The 20,534-nt window shown below is 69.3% G+C and carries 18 protein-coding genes and 1 riboswitch; of the genes, 12 read left to right on the top strand and 6 right to left on the bottom strand.

Annotated elements, in window-relative coordinates; genetic code table 11:
• Positions 1–24: 24 nt before the first annotated feature.
• The 6 genes from sppA (at position 25) to QWJ38_RS00945 (ending at position 5,966) form a co-directional block, all read left to right on the top strand.
• Complete coding sequence (sppA, locus tag QWJ38_RS00970) at positions 25–1,911, top strand: signal peptide peptidase SppA (RefSeq protein ID WP_290357164.1); 1,887 nt, start codon at positions 25–27, stop codon at positions 1,909–1,911.
• A gap of 63 nt (positions 1,912–1,974) precedes the next feature.
• Positions 1,975–2,050, top strand: a riboswitch (SAM riboswitch).
• 51 nt (positions 2,051–2,101) lie between these two features.
• Positions 2,102–3,232, top strand: coding sequence for a homoserine O-succinyltransferase MetX (gene metX / locus QWJ38_RS00965; RefSeq protein ID WP_290357163.1), 1,131 nt, complete (start codon positions 2,102–2,104; stop codon positions 3,230–3,232).
• Positions 3,229–3,813, top strand: a complete 585-nt coding sequence (gene metW / locus QWJ38_RS00960; protein WP_290357162.1) for a methionine biosynthesis protein MetW — start codon at positions 3,229–3,231, stop codon at positions 3,811–3,813. Before metX ends, metW begins: the two co-directional genes overlap by 4 nt.
• 52 nt (positions 3,814–3,865) lie before the next feature.
• The gene (locus tag QWJ38_RS00955; RefSeq protein ID WP_290357161.1) at positions 3,866–4,681 is read left to right on the top strand and encodes a substrate-binding periplasmic protein; all 816 of its coding nucleotides are present in this window, start codon (positions 3,866–3,868) and stop codon (positions 4,679–4,681) included.
• 111 nt (positions 4,682–4,792) lie between these two features.
• Positions 4,793–5,161 (top strand): VOC family protein, encoded by a 369-nt coding sequence (locus QWJ38_RS00950; protein WP_290357160.1) that lies wholly within the window; start codon positions 4,793–4,795, stop codon positions 5,159–5,161.
• Positions 5,162–5,231: 70 nt separating this feature from the next.
• On the top strand, positions 5,232–5,966 hold the full coding sequence (locus QWJ38_RS00945; protein WP_290357159.1) for a substrate-binding periplasmic protein: 735 nt from the start codon (positions 5,232–5,234) through the stop codon (positions 5,964–5,966).
• Between the two features lie 9 nt (positions 5,967–5,975).
• Here the strand turns inward: QWJ38_RS00945 and QWJ38_RS00940 are convergent, their stop codons facing one another.
• Positions 5,976–6,935, bottom strand: coding sequence for a M14 family metallopeptidase (locus tag QWJ38_RS00940; protein ID WP_290357158.1), 960 nt, complete (start codon positions 6,933–6,935; stop codon positions 5,976–5,978).
• A complete protein-coding gene (locus QWJ38_RS00935; protein ID WP_290357157.1) occupies positions 6,932–7,768 on the bottom strand; it encodes an enoyl-CoA hydratase-related protein in 837 nt (278 codons plus the stop codon). Before QWJ38_RS00935 ends, QWJ38_RS00940 begins: the two co-directional genes overlap by 4 nt.
• Before the next feature lie 90 nt (positions 7,769–7,858).
• On the opposite strand from QWJ38_RS00935, the gene QWJ38_RS00930 reads away from it, so the two are divergent.
• Genes QWJ38_RS00930 through QWJ38_RS00920 form a run of 3 tightly spaced genes read left to right on the top strand, consistent with a single transcriptional unit; the run spans position 7,859 to position 11,233 of the window.
• A complete protein-coding gene (locus QWJ38_RS00930; protein WP_290357156.1) occupies positions 7,859–8,725 on the top strand; it encodes an alpha/beta hydrolase in 867 nt (288 codons plus the stop codon).
• 34 nt (positions 8,726–8,759) lie between these two features.
• The gene (locus QWJ38_RS00925) at positions 8,760–10,235 is read left to right on the top strand and encodes a M20 family metallopeptidase (RefSeq protein WP_290357155.1); all 1,476 of its coding nucleotides are present in this window, start codon (positions 8,760–8,762) and stop codon (positions 10,233–10,235) included.
• 14 nt (positions 10,236–10,249) lie between these two features.
• On the top strand, positions 10,250–11,233 hold the full coding sequence (locus QWJ38_RS00920) for a LysR family transcriptional regulator (RefSeq protein ID WP_290357154.1): 984 nt from the start codon (positions 10,250–10,252) through the stop codon (positions 11,231–11,233).
• 2 nt (positions 11,234–11,235) lie between these two features.
• Here QWJ38_RS00920 and QWJ38_RS00915 read toward each other — a convergent pair whose 3' ends face one another.
• Entirely contained in the window at positions 11,236–11,949 is a 714-nt protein-coding gene (locus QWJ38_RS00915) for a hypothetical protein (RefSeq protein ID WP_290357153.1), read from the bottom strand.
• Between the two features lie 165 nt (positions 11,950–12,114).
• Here QWJ38_RS00915 and QWJ38_RS00910 point away from each other — a divergent pair, with 165 nt between their 5' ends.
• From QWJ38_RS00910 to rsmA, 3 genes are all read left to right on the top strand, one after another.
• Complete coding sequence (locus tag QWJ38_RS00910; protein WP_290357152.1) at positions 12,115–14,526, top strand: LPS-assembly protein LptD; 2,412 nt, start codon at positions 12,115–12,117, stop codon at positions 14,524–14,526.
• The gene (locus tag QWJ38_RS00905) at positions 14,519–15,898 is read left to right on the top strand and encodes a peptidylprolyl isomerase (protein WP_290357151.1); all 1,380 of its coding nucleotides are present in this window, start codon (positions 14,519–14,521) and stop codon (positions 15,896–15,898) included. Before QWJ38_RS00910 ends, QWJ38_RS00905 begins: the two co-directional genes overlap by 8 nt.
• Positions 15,899–16,045: 147 nt before the next feature.
• Positions 16,046–16,816: a 16S rRNA (adenine(1518)-N(6)/adenine(1519)-N(6))-dimethyltransferase RsmA gene (rsmA, locus tag QWJ38_RS00900; RefSeq protein ID WP_290357150.1), complete on the top strand. Its 771-nt coding sequence runs from the start codon at positions 16,046–16,048 to the stop codon at positions 16,814–16,816.
• Between the two features lie 234 nt (positions 16,817–17,050).
• Here rsmA and QWJ38_RS00895 read toward each other — a convergent pair whose 3' ends face one another.
• From QWJ38_RS00895 to QWJ38_RS00885, 3 genes are all read right to left on the bottom strand, one after another.
• On the bottom strand, positions 17,051–17,446 hold the full coding sequence (locus QWJ38_RS00895) for a barstar family protein (protein WP_290357149.1): 396 nt from the start codon (positions 17,444–17,446) through the stop codon (positions 17,051–17,053).
• Between the two features lie 46 nt (positions 17,447–17,492).
• On the bottom strand, positions 17,493–17,834 hold the full coding sequence (locus tag QWJ38_RS00890) for a guanyl-specific ribonuclease (RefSeq protein WP_290358032.1): 342 nt from the start codon (positions 17,832–17,834) through the stop codon (positions 17,493–17,495).
• A 329-nt stretch (positions 17,835–18,163) separates the two neighbouring features.
• Positions 18,164–20,458, bottom strand: coding sequence for an NADP-dependent malic enzyme (locus QWJ38_RS00885; protein WP_290357148.1), 2,295 nt, complete (start codon positions 20,456–20,458; stop codon positions 18,164–18,166).
• Positions 20,459–20,534 lie beyond the last annotated feature (76 nt).

Below are 20,534 nucleotides of genomic sequence, written 5' to 3'. Positions count from 1 at the left end.
GCGAACAAGTCTGCAGAGGACGCGATGAGCATCATCAACACGGTCGCCCGCCCGCTCGGGCGTTTCATTGCCAAGGCCTGGTGGCTGCTTGACGCCACCCGGCGGGCGATCCTCAACCTGCTGCTGCTGGCCCTGATCGTGGCGCTGCTCATCGCCTTGCTGACGCGGGGCCCGAAGCCGCTGCAGGACAAGACCACCCTGGTGCTGAGCCTGGACGGCCTGCTGGTCGAGCAGTATTCGGGCAGCCTGCGCGAGCAGGCGATGGCCCAGCTGCGTGGCGGCGTCGGCGGCCCGCCGCGGCAGACGCGGCTGCGCGACGCGCTGCAGGCGCTGGACGCGGCGGCGAAGGACGACAAGATCTGGGCGGTGCTGCTGGACCTGGACGACTTCGGCGGTGCCGGCCTGGCCGGCCTGCACGAGGTCGGCGCGGCCCTGCAGCGCTTCAAGGCCGCCGGCAAGCCGGTGCTGGCCTATGGCGACGGCTACAGCCAGCGCGCCTACTACCTGGCCGCCCAGGCCGACGAGGTCTATATGCACCCAATGGGCGCGGTGATGGTGCAGGGCCTGGGTCGCTACCGCAACTACTACAAGGACGCGCTGGACCGGCTGGGCGTCAGCGCCAATGTGCTGCGCGTCGGCACCTACAAGAACGCGGCCGAGCCCTATTTCGCCAATGCGCCGTCCAAGGCCTCGCTGGAGGCGGAGGACTATCTGTACGGCGATCTGTGGGCGCGCTACACCGGCGCGGTCGAGCAGGCGCGCAAGCTGCCGGCCGGCGCCCTGATGCAGGGCATCGAGCAATTGCCGCAGCGCCTGGCCGCGGCCGGCGGCGACTCGGCCAAGCTGGCGCTGCAGAGCCGGCTGATCGACGGCATCAAGACGCGCGACGAGATGCGCGAGCTCTTGATGAGCCGCGGCGCCAAGGACGAGAAGGGCAAGAGCTACCGGCGCGTCGGCCTGGGCGAGTACCTGGCCCATTCCAAGCCCAGGGCCAAAGCGGGCGCCGACGCGGTGGCCGTGGTCGTGGCCGAAGGCGAGATCGTCGACGGCGAGGCCGGCCCGGGCAAGGTCGGCGGCGACTCGACCGCGCGGCTGATCCGCCAGGCGCGCGAGGACGAGCAGATGAAGGCCGTTGTGCTGCGCGTCAACTCGCCCGGCGGCAGCGCCTTCGCCTCCGAGATCGTGCGGCGCGAGCTGGAGCTGACGCGCAAGGCCGGCAAGCCGGTCGTGGTCTCGATGGGCGATGTCGCCGCCTCGGGCGGCTACTGGATCGCCCTGAGCGCCGACCAGGTGATTGCCGACGCGGCGACGGTGACCGGCTCGATCGGCGTGTTCGGCATGCTGCCGACGGCCGACAAGCTGCTGGACAAGCTGTCCATCCGCACCGGCGGCCACACGACCAGCTGGCTGGCCGGCGGCTACGACCCGCGCCGCCCGCTCGATCCGCGCATGGCGGCGACGGTGCAGGCCGGCATCCAGCATGTCTACGACGAGTTCACCGCCAAGGCGGCGCAGGCGCGCGGCAAGCCGGTGGCCGCGATCGATGCGGTGGCCCAGGGCCGGGTCTGGAGCGGGGCCCAGGCGCTGGAGCGCGGCCTGGTCGACCGGCTCGGCAGCCTGGACGATGCGCTGCAGGCGGCGGCGCGCCTGGCCAAGATCGAGGGCGAACCGCGCATCGAGTACATCGAGCGCTCGCCCAGCCGCACCGAGCGCCTGCTGGCCGGCCTGGGCGATGTGCTGGCGCCGAGCCTGGTCGAGGCGCTGGGCGTCGGGCTGGGCCTGCAGCCGCCGGCCGCCCTGGTGGAGGCGGGCCAGGAACTGGCCTGGCTGGGCGCGCTCAGCGATCCGGCGCGCAGCCAGGGGCCGCTGCCCTTCGCGGCGCTGGTGCACTGCCTGTGCAAGGTGCCCTGATGGGCGCCTGGGGGCGCCTGAGGGGCTCTTGAGGGCGGGCCGGCTCCCTGGCGACGCTACAATCCGAGTCATAGCGCCGATTTGTTCCGAATTGCGGGCGCTTTAAAAATGCCGCTAAAGAGGACGCCTGCCACCGGTGTCCGCAGTCTGCAGCGGCACCGGTTTTGTTTTTCTGGATGGAGGCGTGGCGATGGCCAGCTTGGGGCATGTACTGCCGCAGACCCTGCATTTCGCAGACCCGCTGCCCTTGCGCAGCGGCGCGCAGCTGCGCGACTACACGCTGGTCTACGAGACCTATGGCCGGCTGAATGCGGACAAGTCGAACGCGGTGCTGGTCTGCCATGCACTGAATGCCAGCCACCATGTGGCCGGCACTTACGAGGGTCAGGACAAGAGCGAGGGCTGGTGGGACAACCTGATCGGCCCGGGCAAGCCGCTGGACACCGACCGCTTCTTCGTCATCGGCATCAACAACCCGGGCTCCTGCTTCGGCTCCACCGGGCCCATGCACCAGAACGCCGAGACCGGTCGCGTCTACGGCGCCGACTTTCCGGTCGTCACCGTGCAGGACTGGGTCGACGCGCAGGCCCGCGTGCTCGACCATCTGGGCATCGCGCAGCTGGCCGGTGTGCTGGGCGGCTCGCTGGGCGGCATGCAGGCGCTGGACTGGTCGCTGCGCTACCCCGAGCGCATGCGCCACTGCATCGCGATCGCGACGGCGCCCAGCCTGTCGGCGCAGAACATCGCCTTCAACGAGGTCGCGCGCCGCGCCATCATCACCGACCCCGATTTCCACGGCGGCCATTTCTACCAGCATGGCGTCGTGCCCAAGCGCGGTCTGCGGGTCGCGCGCATGATCGGCCACATCACCTATCTCAGCGACGACGTGATGGAGGAGAAGTTCGGCCGCCAGATGCGCGCCGCCGAACTGGGCTACACGACGCAGGACATCGAGTTCCAGATCGAGAGCTATCTGCGCTACCAGGGCGACAAGTTCAGCGAGTATTTCGACGCCAATACCTATCTGCTGATCACCCGCGCGCTCGACTACTTCGACCCGGCCAGCGAGCATGGCGGCGACCTCAGCCGCACCTTCGCCAGCGCCAGGTGCAAATACCTGCTGGCCAGCTTCACGACCGACTGGCGCTTCTCGCCGGCGCGCTCGCGCGAGATCGTCAAGGCCCTGCTCGACAACAAGCGCGATGTTTCCTACGCCGAGATAGCCGCGCCGCACGGGCATGACGCCTTCCTGCTCGACGATCCGCGCTATCACGGCGTGCTGAAGGCCTATTTCGCCCGCATGGCGGGAGAGTTCCAATGAGCGCAAGCGGCGTGATGAAACATATCGCGGCCCTGGTGCCCGAGGGCTCGCGGGTGCTGGACCTCGGTTGCGGCACCGGCGAGCTGCTGGCCTATCTGCAGCAGCACCGCGGCTGCAGCGGCTACGGCGTCGAGCTCGACGATGCGAACCTGCTGGCCTGCGTGCAGCGCGGCGTCAATGCGATCCAGCTGAACCTGGAAGAGGGGCTGTCGATCTTCGAGGACCAGAGCTTCGACGTCGTGCTGCAACTGGAGACCTTGCAGCATCTGCGCAATACCGAGCAGATGCTGAGGGAAACAGCGCGCGTCGGCCGCATCGGCATCGTCAGCTTCCCCAACTTCGCGCACTGGCCGAACCGCCTGCAGGTGCTCTTGGGCCGCATGCCGGTGACCCGCGTGCTGCCTTACGAGTGGTACGACACGCCGAACATCCGCGTCGGCACCTATGCCGACTTCGAGGTGCTGGCGCGCAAGAACAGCCTGCGCATCCTCGACAGCTTCGGCATCCAGGACGGCCAGCCGGTGCGCACGCTGCCGAACTTGCTTTCGAGCATGGCGGTGTTCAAATTCGATCGCGGTTGAGCGGGGCGGCGGTCGAGCCGCCCGCCGCCGCGAAAGCGGGGGAAGGAGCCGAATGCCTGCTGCAGCGATGGAGCCTCGACGCCGGTCCGGTGCGATGCCCGGCCGCCGGGCGCTGCTGGCGCTCTGCTGGCTGCTGCCGGCGCTGAGCGCCGCGGCCGGCTGCTCGCGGCCGCTGCGCGCACCGGTCTCGCCGGCCGGGCAGCTGGTCATCGTCGAGGGCGAGCGGGTCAGCGGCGTCTGGCCCGATCTGATGCGCGAGGTCGGTGCCGAGATCGGCTGCACGATCGAGTTCGCGGTCGTGCCGCGGGCGCGCATCGAGCGGGCGCTGCTGGAGGGCCGGGGCCTGGACCTGATGCTGCCGGCGACGCGCACCGCCGAGCGGGATCGCCACGGCCTCTTCGTCCCGCTGCTGCATCAGCCCTGGATGCTGCTGACCCGCAAGGCCGACGCCGGCCGGGTCCGCAGCCTGGACGAACTGCGCCGCAGCGGCTGGCGCACGGCCATCCTGCGCAGCTATGCCTTCAGCCCCGAATACCGGGCCTTGGTGGCCGAGCTCGACGCCGAGCACCGGGTCGACCATGTCAACGACTCCGACGGCATCGGCCGCATGCTGCGCGCCGGCCGCATCGACTTCGCCCTGCTGCCGCCGACCGGTGCCCACACGGCGATGGACGCCAGCCTGGCCCAGCGCCGCTTCGAGGCGCTGCCGATGGTGGCCGTGGGCGTCTACCTGTCGACCGACAGCCTGTCGGGCGCCGATCTGGCGCTGCTGCGCGAGGGCTTCAGCCGCTTTGCCCGCGACGGTCGGGCGCGGCGTGCGTTCCGGCCCTATTACCCGCCCGAGGTGGTCGAGCTGAACCGGCCCTGAATCTGGCGCTAAGCTGTCGGCCGCCGGCTTGCTTTCGGGCCCGGTGATGGTCAAATTCAAGCACTGCCGCGCCGAGGGTGGCGGCGGCATCCGTGGTTCGGGGAGACATCGATGATCGGCTACACCACGCTGGGTACCAACGACCTGCCGCGCGCCGCGGCCTTCTACGACGAGCTGTTCGCCGTCATCGGCGTGCGGCGGATGATGGACTTCGGCCGCGGCTATGCCTGGGGCAAGGCTATGGACCAGCCGGGCTTCGGCCTGATGAAGCCCTTCGACGGACAGGCGGCGACGGTTGGCAATGGGGTGATGGTCGCCCTGGTCGTCGACAGCAAGGACAAGGTCGACGCGCTGTACGCAAAGGCGCTGGAACTCGGCGGTCGCGACGAGGGTGCACCGGGCCAGCGCGGCGAGGGCTTCTATGCCGCCTACTTCCGCGATCTCGACGGCAACAAGCTGAATGCCTTCTGCACCGGCTGAGTCGCGCGGGCGTCGCCGAGCCGGGTCGACCCCGTCGGTCTGGGCAGGCCTCGCACTGCTGGTTGCCGCCTTGCTGCCGCCGGCCGCGCAGGCCGGCTGCACGCGCACGATACGCGCGCCGATGGCACCGTCGGCGCGGCTGGTGCTGGTCGAGAACGGCCAGCTGGGCGGGGTCTGGCCCGAGCTGCTGCGCCAGGTCGGCGAGGCCAGCGGCTGCCGCTTCGAGCTGCCGGTGATGCCGCGCGCGCGGTTGGAGATGGAATTTCTCAGCGGCCAGCAGCCGGACCTGATGATCTCGGCCACCCGCACCGAGGAGCGCGACCGCCACGGCCTGTTCGTGCCGCTGTACCGCCAGCCCATGGTGCTGCTGACGCGCAGCGCCGATGCCGGCAAGGTCGACAGCCTGGAGGCGCTGCGCAAGAGCGGCTGGCGCATGGCGGTGCCGCGCAGCTTCGCCTTCAGCGCCGACTACCGGGCGCTGGTGGCCGAGCTGGAGGCCGAGCGCCGCGTCGACACCGTCAACGACATCGACGCGGTCGCGCGCATGCTGCGCGCCGGCCGGGTCGACTTCGCCCTGCTGTCGCCGCCGCAGGCCCAGCCGGCCACCGGCGCCGGCATCGTGTTCCGTCGCTTCGACGGCCTGCCGCTGATGGAGGTCGGTTTCTATCTGTCGCGCCAGAATCTCGCGCCGGCCGACCAGGCCCTGCTGCGCGAGGCGCTGACGCGTGCCGCGCGCGAGGGGCAGCTGCGGCGCGCCTTTCTGCGCTACTACCCGGCCGAGGTGGCCGATCTGAACCTCCCCTGAGCGGCCGCGTCAGTCCTCGTAGCGGCCGAGCCGGACCATCGTGTGGCCCGGCTTGCCCGGCTTGAGGTTGGGCATCACCAGCACCGTGTCCTCGTGGTCGGTGTGGAACACCGTCTCGCCGTCCTGGGCGAAGGCGGTGCCGGCGCGTCCGATCACGTCCAGGCCGCGCACCGGGAACAGGAAATGGAAGTCGCCGCTCAGGGCGACGACCGGCCGGTCGACGCGGATCAGGCGCTGCCGCTCGGGCAGCGGCAGGCGCAGCCGCGGTGTGGCCCATGCCGCGTCGACGATGCCGGTCAGCAGCAGGAAGCGCACGACGGCATCGATCGCGACCTCGGCCGCGCTGCGATCCCAATGCTGGCCGCATTCGATCAGCAGCGCGTTCCTGGGCGAGGCCGGGTCGCCGAAACCGCCGCGGTCGCGCATGCGCAGGCCCGAGGGGTGGCCGGTGGCGATCAGCAGATCGCCGGGCATGCCCAGCCGGCGCGCGAATTCGGCGCTCTTGTCCAGCAGGCCGCAGACCATCAGCGGCCGGCAGGCGTCCTGCATCGAATGGATGTCCAAGAGCAGATCGGCGGCGTCGACGAAGGGCCGCAGCGCGCGGGCGCGCCGCAGCTCCAGCGAATCGCCGGGGCCCAGCAGCACCGCATCGTCCCAGACGCGGTTCAGATCCTCGTCCACGCAGCGCGAGGCGCCCGGATCGCGCGGATCGAAGCGCAGGAAGGCCTCGACATTGGCAAAGGCGACGATCAGCCGGCCGGCGCGCGGTTGCAGGCCGCGGCCCAGGCCCTGCTTGAACAGCCAGTCCAGCGCGATCGCGCCGCAGAGCTCGTTGCCATGGGTCAGCGCCTGCAGCATCACCGTCGGGCCAGGGCGGCCCGAGTCAAAGACGTGCACATAGTCGACGCCGACATTGCCCTGGCGATAGGGCGTGATGTCGGGCGGGCTCAGCTCGAGCGGCGCGTTCACAGCCGGCCGATCTCGGCCAGCGGCGCGAAGTCGGCGGCCGTCTTGCTCTTCCAGGCCAGGATCGCCTCGCCCATCTCGGCGGTGTCGAAGATCGCACTCTGCAGCAGCGTCATCTGCTGCAGCGAGGCGGCTACGCCATGGTCGCGCGCATGGTTCAGCGCCAGCTTGCTGCCGGCGATCGCCAGCGGCGACTTGGCGGCGATCTGCCGCGCCACCGCCAGCGCATGGGCCAGCAGGGCGTCGGCATCGGGCAGCACCGCGTTGACCAGACCGCAGGCCAGCGCCCGCTCGGCGCTCAGGCGCTCGCCGGTATAGGCGAGCTCGCGCGCCAGGCCGGCCGGCATGATCTGCTGCAGTCGCTGCAGCACGCCCAGATCGGCGGCCATGCCGATATTGATCTCCTGCACGCTGAAGAAGGCATCGGCCGCGACATAACGGATATCGCAGGCGGCGGCCAGATCCAGCGCGCCGCCGATGCAGCCGCCCTGGATCGCGCAGATGACCGGGAAGCGCGCCTCGTCCAGCGCCGTGAAGCAGTCCATCAGTCGGCGCAGCGAGTCCTGGAAGGACAGCCGCGCGCGCGCCGTGCGGGTGTCCAGCATCGCGCCCTGGCCGGCGAAGGTCTCCAGCGCCATGCCGGCGCAGAAATGCTTGCCGGTGGACGAGATCAGCAGCACGCGCGCCGCGCCGCTGTCGTGCAGGCCGCGCACCGCGTCGCGCAGCGCCGGGAAGAAGGCCGGCGCCATGGTGTTCAGCCGTTCGGGGCGGTTCAAGAGCAGATGGGCGACGCCGTCGTCCCCACAGCTCAGCGAAAAGAAATCCTTGCCGTCCATCGCTCGTCTCCGTCGTCGTGTTGGCGGGTATTTTTACCGATGGGTAAGCCCCGGGGTGGCGCCTCGGCGACGCTGCCTACACTGCGGGCCATGCGCACCCTGAAAACCGACGATGGCCTGCCGCTGCACTGGCGCCAATGGAGCAAGCCCGGGCTAGAACGCGCGCGCGGCACGGTGCTGATCGTCCACGGCCTGGGCGAGCACATCGGCCGTTACGAGGCGCTGGCGGCGCGGCTCAACCGCTGGGGCTGGCATGTGGTCGGCCACGACCAGCGCGGCCATGGCGCCTCCGGCGGGCCGCGCGGCGACATCGCCGACCCCGACTGCCTGCTGCGCGACCTGGCCCTGGTCATCGACGAAGTGCGCGCCGATGCCGGGCTCGGCGGCGGCCCGCTGCTGCTGCTGGGCCACAGCATGGGCGGCCTGCTCGCGGCGCGCTTCGTCGCCGGCGGCCTGGCCGCGCACAGCGGCGGCCCGCTGCCGGCCTGGTTCCGGCCGGTCGATGGCCTGGTGCTTTCCTCGCCGGCGCTCGATCCGGGCATGTCGGGCTGGCAGCGGCTGCAGCTGGCGCTCGGCGTCGCGCTGGCCCCGCATCTGGCCGTCGGCAACGGGTTGAAGCCGGCCTGGATCGCGCGCGATCCGGCCGTCGTTGCCGCCTACCAGCGCGACCCGCTGGTGCACGACCGCATCACCCCCAGCCTGGCCCGACTGATCGTCGACGCGGGCCGGCAGCTGCGCCAGCAGGACGCGCCGCACTGGCTGATGCCGACCCTGCTGCTCTGGGCCGGGCGGGACCGCTGCGTCGCACCCGCCGGCAGCGCCGAATTCGCCGCCGCCGCGCCGTCGGCGCTGGTGCGCGCGCATTGCTTCGACGCGCTGTTCCACGAGATCTTCAACGAGCCGGAGCGCGAGCAGGTGTTCGCGCGCCTGCAGGCATGGCTGGGCGATCGGTTCTAAACTCCGCTTTCCCCCGCCACAAGCTGGAACTGCCATGAATGCTCGCGACCCCTCGCTGCCGCTGCAGCGCGATGAAACCACTGCCCTGGGCGAATTCGCCGCCCGGGTCTGGGACGAGGAAATCGTCCCCGCCCTGACCGACTACATCGCTGTTCCCGCCAAGAGCCCGATGTTCGATGCCGACTGGGCGGCCAACGGCCATATCGAGAAGGTCTTGCGCGACGCCGCCAGCTGGGTCGAGAGCAAGAAGGTTGCCGGCCTCAAGCTGGAGGTCGTGCGCTTGGCCGGCCGCACGCCGGTGATCTTTTTCGAGGTGCCGGCCACCAAGCCCGACTCCCAGGACACCATCGTGCTCTACGGCCATCTGGACAAGCAGCCCGAGTTCAACGGCTGGCGCAATGACCTCGGCCCCTGGACGCCCAAGTACGAGAACGGCCTGCTCTACGGCCGCGGCGGCGCCGACGACGGCTATGCGGTCTACGCCTCGCTGACGGCCATCATGGCGCTGGACAAGCAGGGCATCCCGCGCCCGCGCTGCGTCGGCATCATCGAGACCTGCGAGGAAAGCGGCTCCTTCGACCTGCCGGCCTATATCGAGCTCTTGAAGCCGCGCCTGGGCAATGTGTCCCTGGTCGTCTGCCTCGATTCCGGCGCCGGCAACTACGAGCAGCTGTGGCTGACGACCTCGCTGCGCGGCATGGTGTCGGGCGTGCTCAAGGTCGAGGTGCTCAGCGAGGGCATCCACAGCGGCGACGCCTCGGGCCTGGTGCCGTCCAGCTTCCGCATCCTGCGCCAGGTGCTGGACCGGCTGGAGGATTCCAAGACCGGCCGCCTGCTGCCGGAGAGCTTCCACTGCGAGATTCCCGGCGCGCGCATCGAGCAGGCCAGGGCGACCGCGGCGATCCTGAAGGACGAGGTCTGGAAGCGCATGCCCTGGGCCTGTGGCGCCGATGGCGGCGCGGTGCTGCCGACGACGCAGGATCCGGTCGAGGGCCTCTTGAACCGCACCTGGCGGCCGACGCTGTCGGTGGTCGGCGTCGACGGCTTCCCCGAGCTGAAGAACGCCGGCAATGTGCTGCGGCCCTACACCGCCTTCAAGCTCTCGCTGCGGTTGCCGCCGCTGGTCGACGGCAACGAGGCGGCGCTGAAGCTGAAGGCCTTGCTGGAGGACAACGCGCCCTACAACGCCAAGGTCACCTTCGTGCCGGACGGCCGCGCCGGCGCCTATGGCGCCACCGGCTGGAACACGCCGGAGCTCTCGCCCTGGCTGTCGACGGCGCTCAACGAGGCCAGCCTGGCCCAGTTCGGCCAGCCGGTCGGCTATATCGGCCAGGGCGGCACGATCCCGCTGATGAGCATGCTGCAAAAAGGCTTCCCGGCCGCGCAGATGATGGTCTGCGGCGTCTTGGGCCCGAAGAGCAATGCCCATGGCCCGAACGAGTTCCTGCACGTGCCCTATGGCAAGCGCCTGACCGCGGCCGTCGCCCAGGTGATGGCCGCGCATCCCTGAGCGCCGCGCGCTGAATGGATCAGCTGCGCGCGCTGAAGGTCTTCATCCGCGTCATCGACGAGGGCAGCTTCGCGGCGGCGGCGCGTGCGCTCGATCAGGCGCCGGCCGTCGTGACGCGGCTGGTGGCGGAGCTGGAAGAACATCTGGGCGCGCGGCTGATCCACCGCACGACGCGCCGGCTGGCGCTGACCGAGGTCGGCGAGGCCTATTTGGAGCGGGCCCGGCGCATCGTCGGCGAGTTGGAGGAGGCGGCCGAGCTGGCGACCTCGTCGACCACCGAGCCGCGCGGCCATCTGCGCGTGCTGGCCCCGCCCTCGGTGGCGGTGCACCAGCTGGCCAAGCACCTGCCGCGCTTTCACAAGACCTATCCGCTGGTGACGCTGGAGCTGCACTCGCCGGGGCCGGTCAATGCGGTCGACGAGGGCTATGACATCACCATCATCACCGCCCGCGCGCCGCTGGACGGCGACTTCGTCGCGCGGCGCCTGGCGCGCTCCGAGGTCATCCTCTGCGCGGCGCCCGAATACCTGAGCGCACGCGGCCGGCCCGAGCATCCGCGCGACCTGGCCGCTCACGATGCGCTGCTGCCGCCCATCCTGGGCCTGCAGCGCGGCATCGAGTTCCACCGCGGCAGCTTCGGCGACGACGAGCCCGGCGGCGAGACCTTCACCCTGGTGCCGCGCCGGCCGCTGCTGGCCACCAGCCATATCGACACCAATTACGCCGCTGCCCTGCACGGCCTGGGCGTGGCCGGCCTGCCATCCTTCCTGATCGAGGACGCGCTGCTGGAACATGCGCTGGAGCGCGTGCTGCCCGAGTGGCGGCTCTACAGCTTCACGATCTGGGCCGCGATGCCGACGCGCAAATACCTGCCGGCGCGCACCCGCGTCTTCCTCGACTTCCTGCTCGAGATCTTCGGCGGCGAGGATCGCGACCCCTGGCTGGCCGCGGCCGGCTGCGAGACCTGGCCACACGCGCCGCCTTGCGCGGCCGATTAGCTTCAACGAAAAGCGGTCTGCACCAGCCCGCCCTGCAGGTCCTGCAGCAGCTGGGTCAGCGGCGACAGCTCGATATAGCGGGTGGAGACCTTGATCGCATAGGCGAACAGCCGCGGGCGGGGATCGTCCGCCGGCGCCTGGCCCCGCTGACCCTCGCGGCAGGCGGCGCCGAGCAGGGCCAGGTGGCGCTGCAGGCCGCTCAGCTCCAGCCGGCGCCAGAACTCGCCGAAATCGGCGTCCACCGGCAACTGCGCCTTGCGCGCCTGCTCCCAGTAGCGGATCGCCGCGTCGAGTTCCTGTTCTTCCTCGAAGGCCAGCGCCGGGCCGCGCAGCAGGGCGGCCAGCTCGTAGCCGAGCGGCCCCTGCAGCCGCGGCGCGGCGGCATCGATGGCATCGGCCAGCATCGGCAGCCGCGGCTGCTCGGCATGGTTGCGGGCCAGCACCTGGCAGCAATGGGCCCACCAGCGCTGCTGCGTCTCGGTCCACTGGCGCTGGTGCTCGCCGACCACGCAGGCGTCGACAAAGAGCTGCAACTCGCGCCGCAGTGCGGCTTCGTCGAAGGGCGGCAGGGCCAGCGCGGCACCGTCGAGCTGCCATTGCAGCAAGGACTGGGCGGCGGCACGCAGCAGCCGCTCGGCTTCGGCCGGCGGGGCTTCTTGCAGCGCACGCTGCCAGTCGGGCGAGCGCGAGTCCGGGGTCTGGTCGGACCAGGGCATGGGGTTCATATGCGGGGGGAGCGAGCGCTCGGGGTTTGGCAGGGCCGAGGCGCCGGCGGCCTCATGGAATAATGATTCGATTCTACAAACCGCCGGCCCGCGAGCATGCTGTCGGCCCTTGCCAACCCTCGCAGAAGGTGTCCCGCCGGGACCGATTCCGCCGCCGTGCCGCGTTTCCTGTCCAAGCCCTGCCCCTCTTCGTTCTCCCGCCTCTGGCTGGGCGTGCTGTGCCTGTGCGCGCCGGCCGTCCTGCGCGCGCAGACGGCCGGCCCGCCGGCGCCCGACGCCGAGGAGTTGCGGCTGAAGCCGGTGCGCACCCTGGGCGCGCATGCCAAGCCGGATGCCAAGCCGGCGATGGTGCTCAGCGCCAAGCGCCTGAGCAGCCAGGTCGACCAGCAGGCCAGCGCCGAGGGCGAGGCCGAGCTGCGCTATGGCGAGCTGCTGCTGCGCGCGCAGCGGCTCAGCTATGACCAGACCGAGGACCTGGCGCGCGCCAGCGGCGATGTGCAGATCAGCCATTCGGGCAACCGCTTCCGCGGCCCGGAGCTGCAGCTCTATGTCAGCCGCTTCGAGGGCGAGTTCCTGGATCCGAGCTATTTCTTCTCGCAGACTGGCGGCGGCGGCCGCGCCAAGCGGGTCAGCTTTCTCGATGCCAAGCATGTGCAGGCCGAGCAGGGCAACTACACCAGCTGCCCCATCGTTGCCGACCAGGAGCCGGCCTGGCAGATCATGGCCAGCAAGCTGGACATGGACTTCGAGAACAACCAGGGCGTGGCGACCGACGCGGTGCTGCGCTTCCAGGGCGTGCCCATCCTGGCCGCGCCGACGCTGAGTTTCCCGCTCGGCAGCGGCCGCAAGTCCGGCTGGCTGCCGCCCAAGATCGGCCTGGACAACCGCAGCGGTTTCGAGTTCGGCCTGCCCTACTACTGGAATATCGCGCCGCAGCGCGACGCCACGCTGACGCCCTTCATCATGACCAAGCGCGGCGTCGGCCTGGACAGCGAGTTCCGCTATCTGGAGCCCGAGCACAAGGGCCAGATCAATCTGGACCTGCTGCCGACCGACCGCGTCGCCGACCGCTCGCGCTGGGCGCTGCACCTGATGAACGACGGCCAGCTGCTGCGCGACTGGCAGTACCGGGTGCGCGCCGAGCGCGTCTCCGACGACGATTACTGGAAGGATCTGCCCGACCGCGTGCAGAGCCAGACCGAACGCCTGCTGATCGCCGATCTGCAGCTGAACCGGCGCCGCGAGCTGAGCTGGGGTGAGCTGCAAGCCTATGGCCGCATCCAGCAATGGCAGGCGCTGCAGGGCCTGGACCCGAGCGTGCAGTTCCAGACCCCTTATCAGCGCACGCCGCAGCTGGGCCTGCGGCTGACGACGGCGGCCGACGAGGCGGTGCTGGCCGGCTACAGCCCCTGGGGCCGCAGCGCGCGCCTGGAGGGCGCGGTCGAAGTCGAGTACAACCGCTTCGACCTGTCGCCGGACGCCCTGGTCGAGCAACTGCAGACCGGCCAGCGCGTGCACCTGCTGGGCCATGTCAGCGCACCGATGGGCGGGCCTGGCTGGTGGCTGATCCCGCGCGTCGCCGTCAATGCGGCCGCCTATGCGCTGGACCGCCCGCAGCTGGACGGCCGCACGTCGATGAATCGCACGATCCCGACCTTCAGCATCGACAACGGCTGGATCTTCGAGCGCGACACCCAGCTGCTGGGCCGCGAGCTGCGCCAGACCCTGGAGCCGCGGCTGCTGTTCGTCAACACGCCCTACCGCCGTCAGGACTCGCCCAACTTCGATTCGGCGCCGAAGGACTTCAACTTCGATTCGATTTACACCGACAACCTCTTCAACGGCATCGACCGCGTCTCCGACGCGCGCCAGCTGACGGCCGGTGCGATCAGCCGCTGGATCAATCCGCAGAAGGGCGAGGAGGTGCTGCGCCTGGGCCTGGTGCAGCGATATCTGTTCCGCGACCAGCAGATCACCGCCGACGGCGTGCCGCAGACGCAGCGCTTCTCGGACCTGCTGCTGCTCGGCGCGACCCATCTGACCGAGCGCTGGTGGGCCGACGGCACGCTGCAGTACAACTCCGAGACCGGCCGCTCCGAGCGCACGGTGCTGCGCGCGCGCTATTCGCCGGGGCCCTTCCGCACGGTCTCGGCCGCCTACCGGCTGGCGCGCGGGCAGAGCGAACAGGTCGAGCTGGCCTGGCAATGGCCGCTGTTCGGCCAGGGCCCGCTGCCCGGCCAGCCGCGTGCGGCGGCCAATGCCGGCGGCAGCACTTGCAGCGGCGCCTGGTACAGCGCCGGGCGGGTGCAGTACAGCCTGCGCGACAAGCGCTTCACCGACTCGGTGGTCGGCTTCGAGTACGACGCCGGCTGCTGGGTGCTGCGCACCGGCATCGAACGGCTGTCGACCGGCCGCGCAGAAACCAACACCCGCCTGATGCTGCAGCTGGAGCTGGTGGGCCTGTCCCAGCTGGGCTCCAACGCCTTGAAAGTCTTGAGGGACAATATCCCCGGTTACCGTCAGCTGAGCGCCGATCGCTCGGCAAGCCTTGAAGCCCCCTATGACTGATCTGTCGACTCGTTTCCTCTCGCTGACCGGCGCCGCTGTCCTGGCCGGGCTTCTGACGACAACGCAAGCACTGGCCCAGCAGGCCCCCCAGCCGGCGCAGACACCGCGCCCGGCGCCCATCGTGGCCAGCACGCCCTCGCAGCTGCAGCCGGGCGACTACATCGCGGCCGTCGTCAACCAGGACATCGTCGCCGCCAGCGAGGTGATCCAGCGCACCGAGCGCTTGCGCCAGGAGGCGCGCCAGCGCGGCGGCACGATGCCGGCCAAGGACCTGCTGCACAAGCAGGCGCTCGACTCGATGATCGACGAGCGGGTGCTGGTCACCTATGCACGCGAGAGCGGCGCCAAGGTGGACGAGGCCGAGCTGGACCGCGTCGTCGCCAACGTCGCCGCGCAGAACAAGCTGACCATGCCGCAGCTGATGGAACGCCTGAAGGCCGACGGCATGGACTACAAGCGCTTCCGCGAGAACCTGCGCGACCAGATCATGAGCGAGCGAGTGCGCGAGCGCGAGGTGCAGGGGCGCATTCGCATCACCGACGGCGACATCGACAAATTCCTCGAGCAGCGCAAGGAAGCGCTGGCCGCCGGCGGCCAGCTGAACCTGGCGCAGATCCTGGTCACCGTGCCCGAGAACGCGCCGGAGGCGGTCGTCAACGAGCGCCGCGAGCGTGCCCAGGCGGCGCTCGAGCGCGTCAAGGCCGGCGAGGACTTCGCCAAGGTCAACCGCGAGGTTTCCGAGGACGGCAACAAGCCGACCGGTGGCGAGATCGGCCTGCGTCCGATCGACCGCCTGCCCGATCTCTTCGTCGAGGCGGTCAAGGGCCTGTCCAGCGGCCAGCTGGCGCCGCAGCTGCTGCGCTCGGGCGCGGGCTTCCATGTGCTGAAGGTGGTCGAGCGCTCCGGCTCCTCCTCGCTGACCACGGTCACCCAGACCCATGCCCGCCACGTGCTCTTGCGTCCCTCGGCCCAGCTGCCGATGGAGCTGGCCGCACGCCGCCTGGCCGAGATGAAGCGGGCGATCGAGGCCGGCCGCGTATCCTTCGAGCAGGTCGCGCGCGAGAACTCCGAGGACGGCAGCGCGCCCGAGGGCGGCGATCTCGGCTGGGTCTCGCCGGGCGGCTTCGTGCCCGAGTTCGAGGAGGCGATGAACGCGCTGCCGCTGATGGGCATCTCGCAGCCGGTGCCCTCGCGCTTCGGCGTGCACCTGATCCAGGTGCTGGAGCGCCGCAGCGCGCAGATCGAGATGAAGCAGCTGCGCGAGCAGGCCCGCGCGGCGCTGCGCGAGCAAAAGTACGACGAGGCCTATGGCGAATGGGTCAAGGATCTGCGCTCGCGCGCCTTCATCGAAGTCCGCGAGTGGCTGGACTGAAGAGGATGCCCCTCGTCCAAGGCGTACCTTGGCCGGTCCCCCAAGGGGACGGCGATGCTTGCCGGATCGACCGGCAAGCACATCGCCATGGCGGGCCGGCTTGGGAACGGCCCGGCGCTTGGCCCGCAGACTGGATGGACACCTAAAGTGACCGAACACCGTGCCCGCAAGCGCTTCGGCCAGCATTTCCTGACCGACGCGGCGATCATCGACGCGATCATCGATGCGATCGATCCGCAGCCGGAGGAGGCCGTGGTGGAGATCGGCCCCGGCCTCGGCGCGATGACCTTGCCGCTGCTGCAGCGCATCCAGCCTTTCACGGTGATCGAGCTGGACCGCGACCTGGCCGCCCGGCTGCGCCAGCGCAAGGGGCTGGAGGTGATCGAGTCCGATGTGCTGAAGGTCGACTTCGCCGCCCTGGCCGCCGCCAAGGGCCAGAAGCTGCGCGTGGTCGGCAATCTGCCCTACAACATCTCGACGCCCATCCTGTTCCACCTGCTCGGCTTCGTCGAGCAGGTGGTCGACCAGCACTTCATGCTGCAGAAGGAGGTCGTCGACCGCATGGCTGCCTCGCCCGGCTGCAAGGACTATGGCCGGCTATCAGTGATGTTGCAGTGGCGCTATCGGGTCGAGTCGGTGCTGGACGTGCCGCCCGAGGCCTTCGATCCGCCGCCGCGGGTCGATTCGGCGATCGTGCGCATGCAGCCCTATGCCGAGCCACCGGCGCTCGATCCGGCGCTGCTTGGCGAGTTGGTCGCCGCCGCCTTCTCGCAGCGCCGCAAGCTGCTGCGCCACAGCCTTGGCGTGTGGCTCGCCGCGCGCGGCTTCGATGGCCATTTCGATCTGCAGCGCCGTGCCGAGGAAGTGCCGGTCGAGGAGTTTGTCGCGCTGGCCGCGCGGCTGAGCCGGCCGGCCTGAAATAGCGGCGCGCCAAAAGATAAGGGGCCCGATGGGCCCCTTCGTGCTTGCGTGCGGTGTTTGCGCCTCAGGCGGCGCTGAGCCACATCGAGGTGTCGAAGGCGCTGCTCATCATCGGCATATTCATGCCGAAGTTGGCGTTCGCGGCGGCCTTGGCGTTCTTGGCGGTCGGCTTGGCGGCCGGGGCGGGGGTCTCTTCGGTAGCCCGCTCCCAAGACGAATCTTGTGAGCGGGCTACTGAAAAGAATAGAAGCACCTGAACTGGACTTTGCGATCGGCCCAGTAGTCGGCCACATCGCGGAACACGTCGAGCAACTGCTCGCGCGCCTCGCGGTCGAACTTGCTGTTGTCCGGCAACTGCTCGAGCACGACGACGAAGCCGGGCTGCGCGCCGGACTTGTGGACCAGATCGGTCATGCAGTCGCTCAACGCGTCCAGGTTCTTGCCGAAATGCGCCGGGAACAGGAAGGACTGGGCAATCCCCTCCAGCACGTCCTGCTTCGACTGCGCGTCGGTCAGGTTGGCATACAGGAAATGCTGGCCGGCGTCCTGGGCGGCCTGCATCAAGTCCTCTACGCGGTAGGCCCGTATGGCCTGCACGATATTGGGACGGACGGTCTGCAAAAGCATGGTCGCAATCCTCCTATATAGTCACAGAACTTTTCGACTTCGCCGATCATTGCGTCAGCTGCTTGAAGCTGGCGTAATGGTCGTCGGTGTAATAGCAAACATCGGGTGTGGTCGGGGGCTTGCCACCGCAGACCAGCCGTCGGGCGCCGCGATTGCGAGCGCCGGGCGTGGTCACGGTGTACTCGTGGTAATAGCCTTTGGCTTTGCTGGGCAGAATGCGTTCGCGATTGCCGAATACGACGCCATCCTTGCCATGGGGGAACGGTCCCCCGGCAAGAATCAGGCGATGCGTTTCCTGGGCTTCGCGAGGCAAGGCCGACAGCGCCACCGTCTCCAGCCCGGAGCCTCCTTGCGGAGCCTCCTTGGCCTGACTCTGGGCGCCTGTCAAAAGCGAGGCCGCCAAAATAGCGGCCAAGCCTGACTCACGCCAAGAGGGCCACCGCAGTGGCCGAGAGAGCAAAGACACGGGTTTACCCTGTTCCTGAAAGCAACATGGTACCGAAGAGCCCCGAAAATCTCAAGTCAGCGTCATCCCGATGGGAGCTTGAGATGCTCTAGTTTGTGGGCACACACATCCGTTAAAGATGCTGGAAATCAATGCATCTTAAAGGTCGTTTGATTTGGGTGAGCTCTTACAAACTTTTGTAAACCGAAGGCGCAAAAGGCCGCAACGCGCACCATTCGGGTGCGCGTTGGCCATGAGTTCGTGACTTATTTTTAGCGGGCGGCGTTCGCGTCGGCGACCGTCAGCGCCGTCATATTGACGATGCGGCGCACCGTGGCCGAAGGGGTCAGCACATGGACCGGCTTGGCGGCGCCCAGCAGCACCGGGCCGATCGCGATACCGCCGCCGGCAGCCTGCTTCAGCAGGTTGTAGCTGATGTTGGCGGCGTCGATATTCGGCAGCACCAGCAGGTTCGCCTCGCCCGTCAGCGTGCTGCGCGGCATCAGCTCCTTGCGGTAGGCGGCATCCAGCGCGGCGTCGCCGTGCATCTCGCCATCGACCTCCAGCCAGGGCGCCTGCGTCTGGATCAGGCCCAGCGCCTCGCGCATCTTCAGCGCCGACGGGCAGTTGCTGGAGCCGAAATTGCTGTGCGAGAGCAGGGCGGCCTTGGGCCGGATGCCGAAGCGCATCAGCTCCTCGGCCGCCATCAGCGTGATCTCGGCCAATTGCTCGGCCGTGGGGTCGTAGTTGACGTGGGTGTCGACCAGGAAGACCTGGCGGCCCGGCAGGATCAGGCCGTTCATGCAGGCATAGTTCTTCACGCCCGGGCGCTTGCCGATCACCTGGTCGATGTACTGCAGGTGCATGGCCGTGGTCGACCAGGTGCCGCAGAGCATGCCGTCGACTTCGCCCTTGTGCAGCAGCATCGCGCTGATCAGGGTCAGGCGGCGGCGCATCTCGATCTTGGCCAGCTGCTGGGTGACACCTTTGCGCTCGGTCAGCCGGTGGTAGGTTTGCCAGTAGTCGCGGTAGCGCGCGTCATGCTCGACATTGACCGTGTCGTAGTCGCGGCCTTCCTGCAGGCGCAGGCCGAAGCGCTCGCAGCGCTGGGCGATCACCTCCGGCCGGCCGATCAGGGTCGGGCGCGCCAGGCCCTCGTCGACGACGACCTGCACCGCGCGCAGGATGCGCTCCTCCTCGCCCTCGGCATAGGCGACGCGCTTGTTCTTGGCGCGCTTGGCGACGTTGAAGATCGGCTTCATCGTCGTGCCCGAGGCGTAGACGAAGCTCTGCAGCTTCTCGCGGTAGGCGTCCATGTCGGCGATCGGCCGCGAGGCGACGCCGGAATCGGCGGCGGCCTGGGCGACGGCCGGCGCGATCTTCATCATCAGGCGCGGATCGAAGGGCTTGGGGATCAGGTACTCGGGGCCGAAGCTCAGATTGGCGCCGGCGTAGGCGGCGGCCACCACCTCGCTCTGCTCGGCCTGGGCCAGCTCGGCGATCGCGTGCACCGCCGCGATCTCCATTTCGTCATTGATGGTCGTCGCGCCCGAGTCCAGCGCGCCGCGGAAGATATAGGGGAAGCACAGAACGTTGTTGACCTGGTTCGGGTAGTCGGTGCGGCCGGTCGCCATCACCGCGTCCTCGCGCACCGCCTTGACGTCCTCGGGCAGGATCTCGGGCGTCGGATTGGCCAGCGCGAAGATCAGCGGCTTGTCGGCCATCGTCGCCACCATGTCCTGCTTCAGCACGCCGCCGGCCGACAGGCCCAGGAACACGTCCGCGCCCTGGATGACCTCGCGCAGCGAGCGCAGATCGGTCTTCTGCATGAACTCGGCCTTGTCCGGGTCCATCAGCTCGGTGCGGCCCTCGTAGACCACACCGGCCAGGTCGGTGACCCAGATGTTCTCGCGCGGCAGGCCCAGCTTCATCAAGAGGCCCAGGCAGGCCAGCGCGGCCGCGCCGGCCCCCGAGGTGACCAGCTTGACCGACTTGATGTCCTTGCCCAGCACCTTCAGGCCGTTCAGGAAGGCGGCGCCGACGACGATGGCCGTGCCATGCTGGTCGTCGTGGAAGACCGGGATCTTCATCCGCTCGCGCAGCTTGCGCTCGACGTAGAAGCAGTCCGGCGCCTTGATGTCCTCGAGGTTGATGCCGCCGAAGGTCGGCTCCAGCGCCGCGATCACGTCGACGAGCTTGTCGAGGTCCTTCTCCTGGATCTCAAGGTCGAAGACGTCGATGCCGGCGAACTTCTTGAACAGCACGCCCTTGCCTTCCATCACCGGCTTGCTGGCCAGCGGGCCGATGTCACCGAGGCCCAGCACGGCCGTGCCATTGGTGACGACGGCGACCAGATTGCCGCGTGAGGTGTAGCGGAAGGCATTGGCCGGGTCGGCGACGATCTCCTCGCAGGCGGCGGCGACGCCGGGCGAGTAGGCCAGCGCTAGGTCGCGCTGGTTGACCAGCTGCTTGGTCGCGGCGATCGCGACCTTGCCCGGCGTCGGGAACTCGTGATATTCGAGGGCGGCCCGGCGCAGCTCGGCGCGTTTTTCTTCGGCGTTCGACATGATGGATATTTCTCTTTGCAAGACGCGGCGAGGCCGGCGATTGTAGGAGCGTCCGCCTGCAGTGTCCCCGCGCCGA

The sequence above is a fragment of the Roseateles violae genome, assembly GCF_030410485.1.
In the GTDB taxonomy this organism is placed as follows: Bacteria; Pseudomonadota; Gammaproteobacteria; order Burkholderiales; family Burkholderiaceae_C; genus Roseateles_D; species Roseateles_D violae.
Note: the sequence above shows the minus strand (reverse complement) of the source record. Positions and strands in the feature narration are given on the sequence as shown.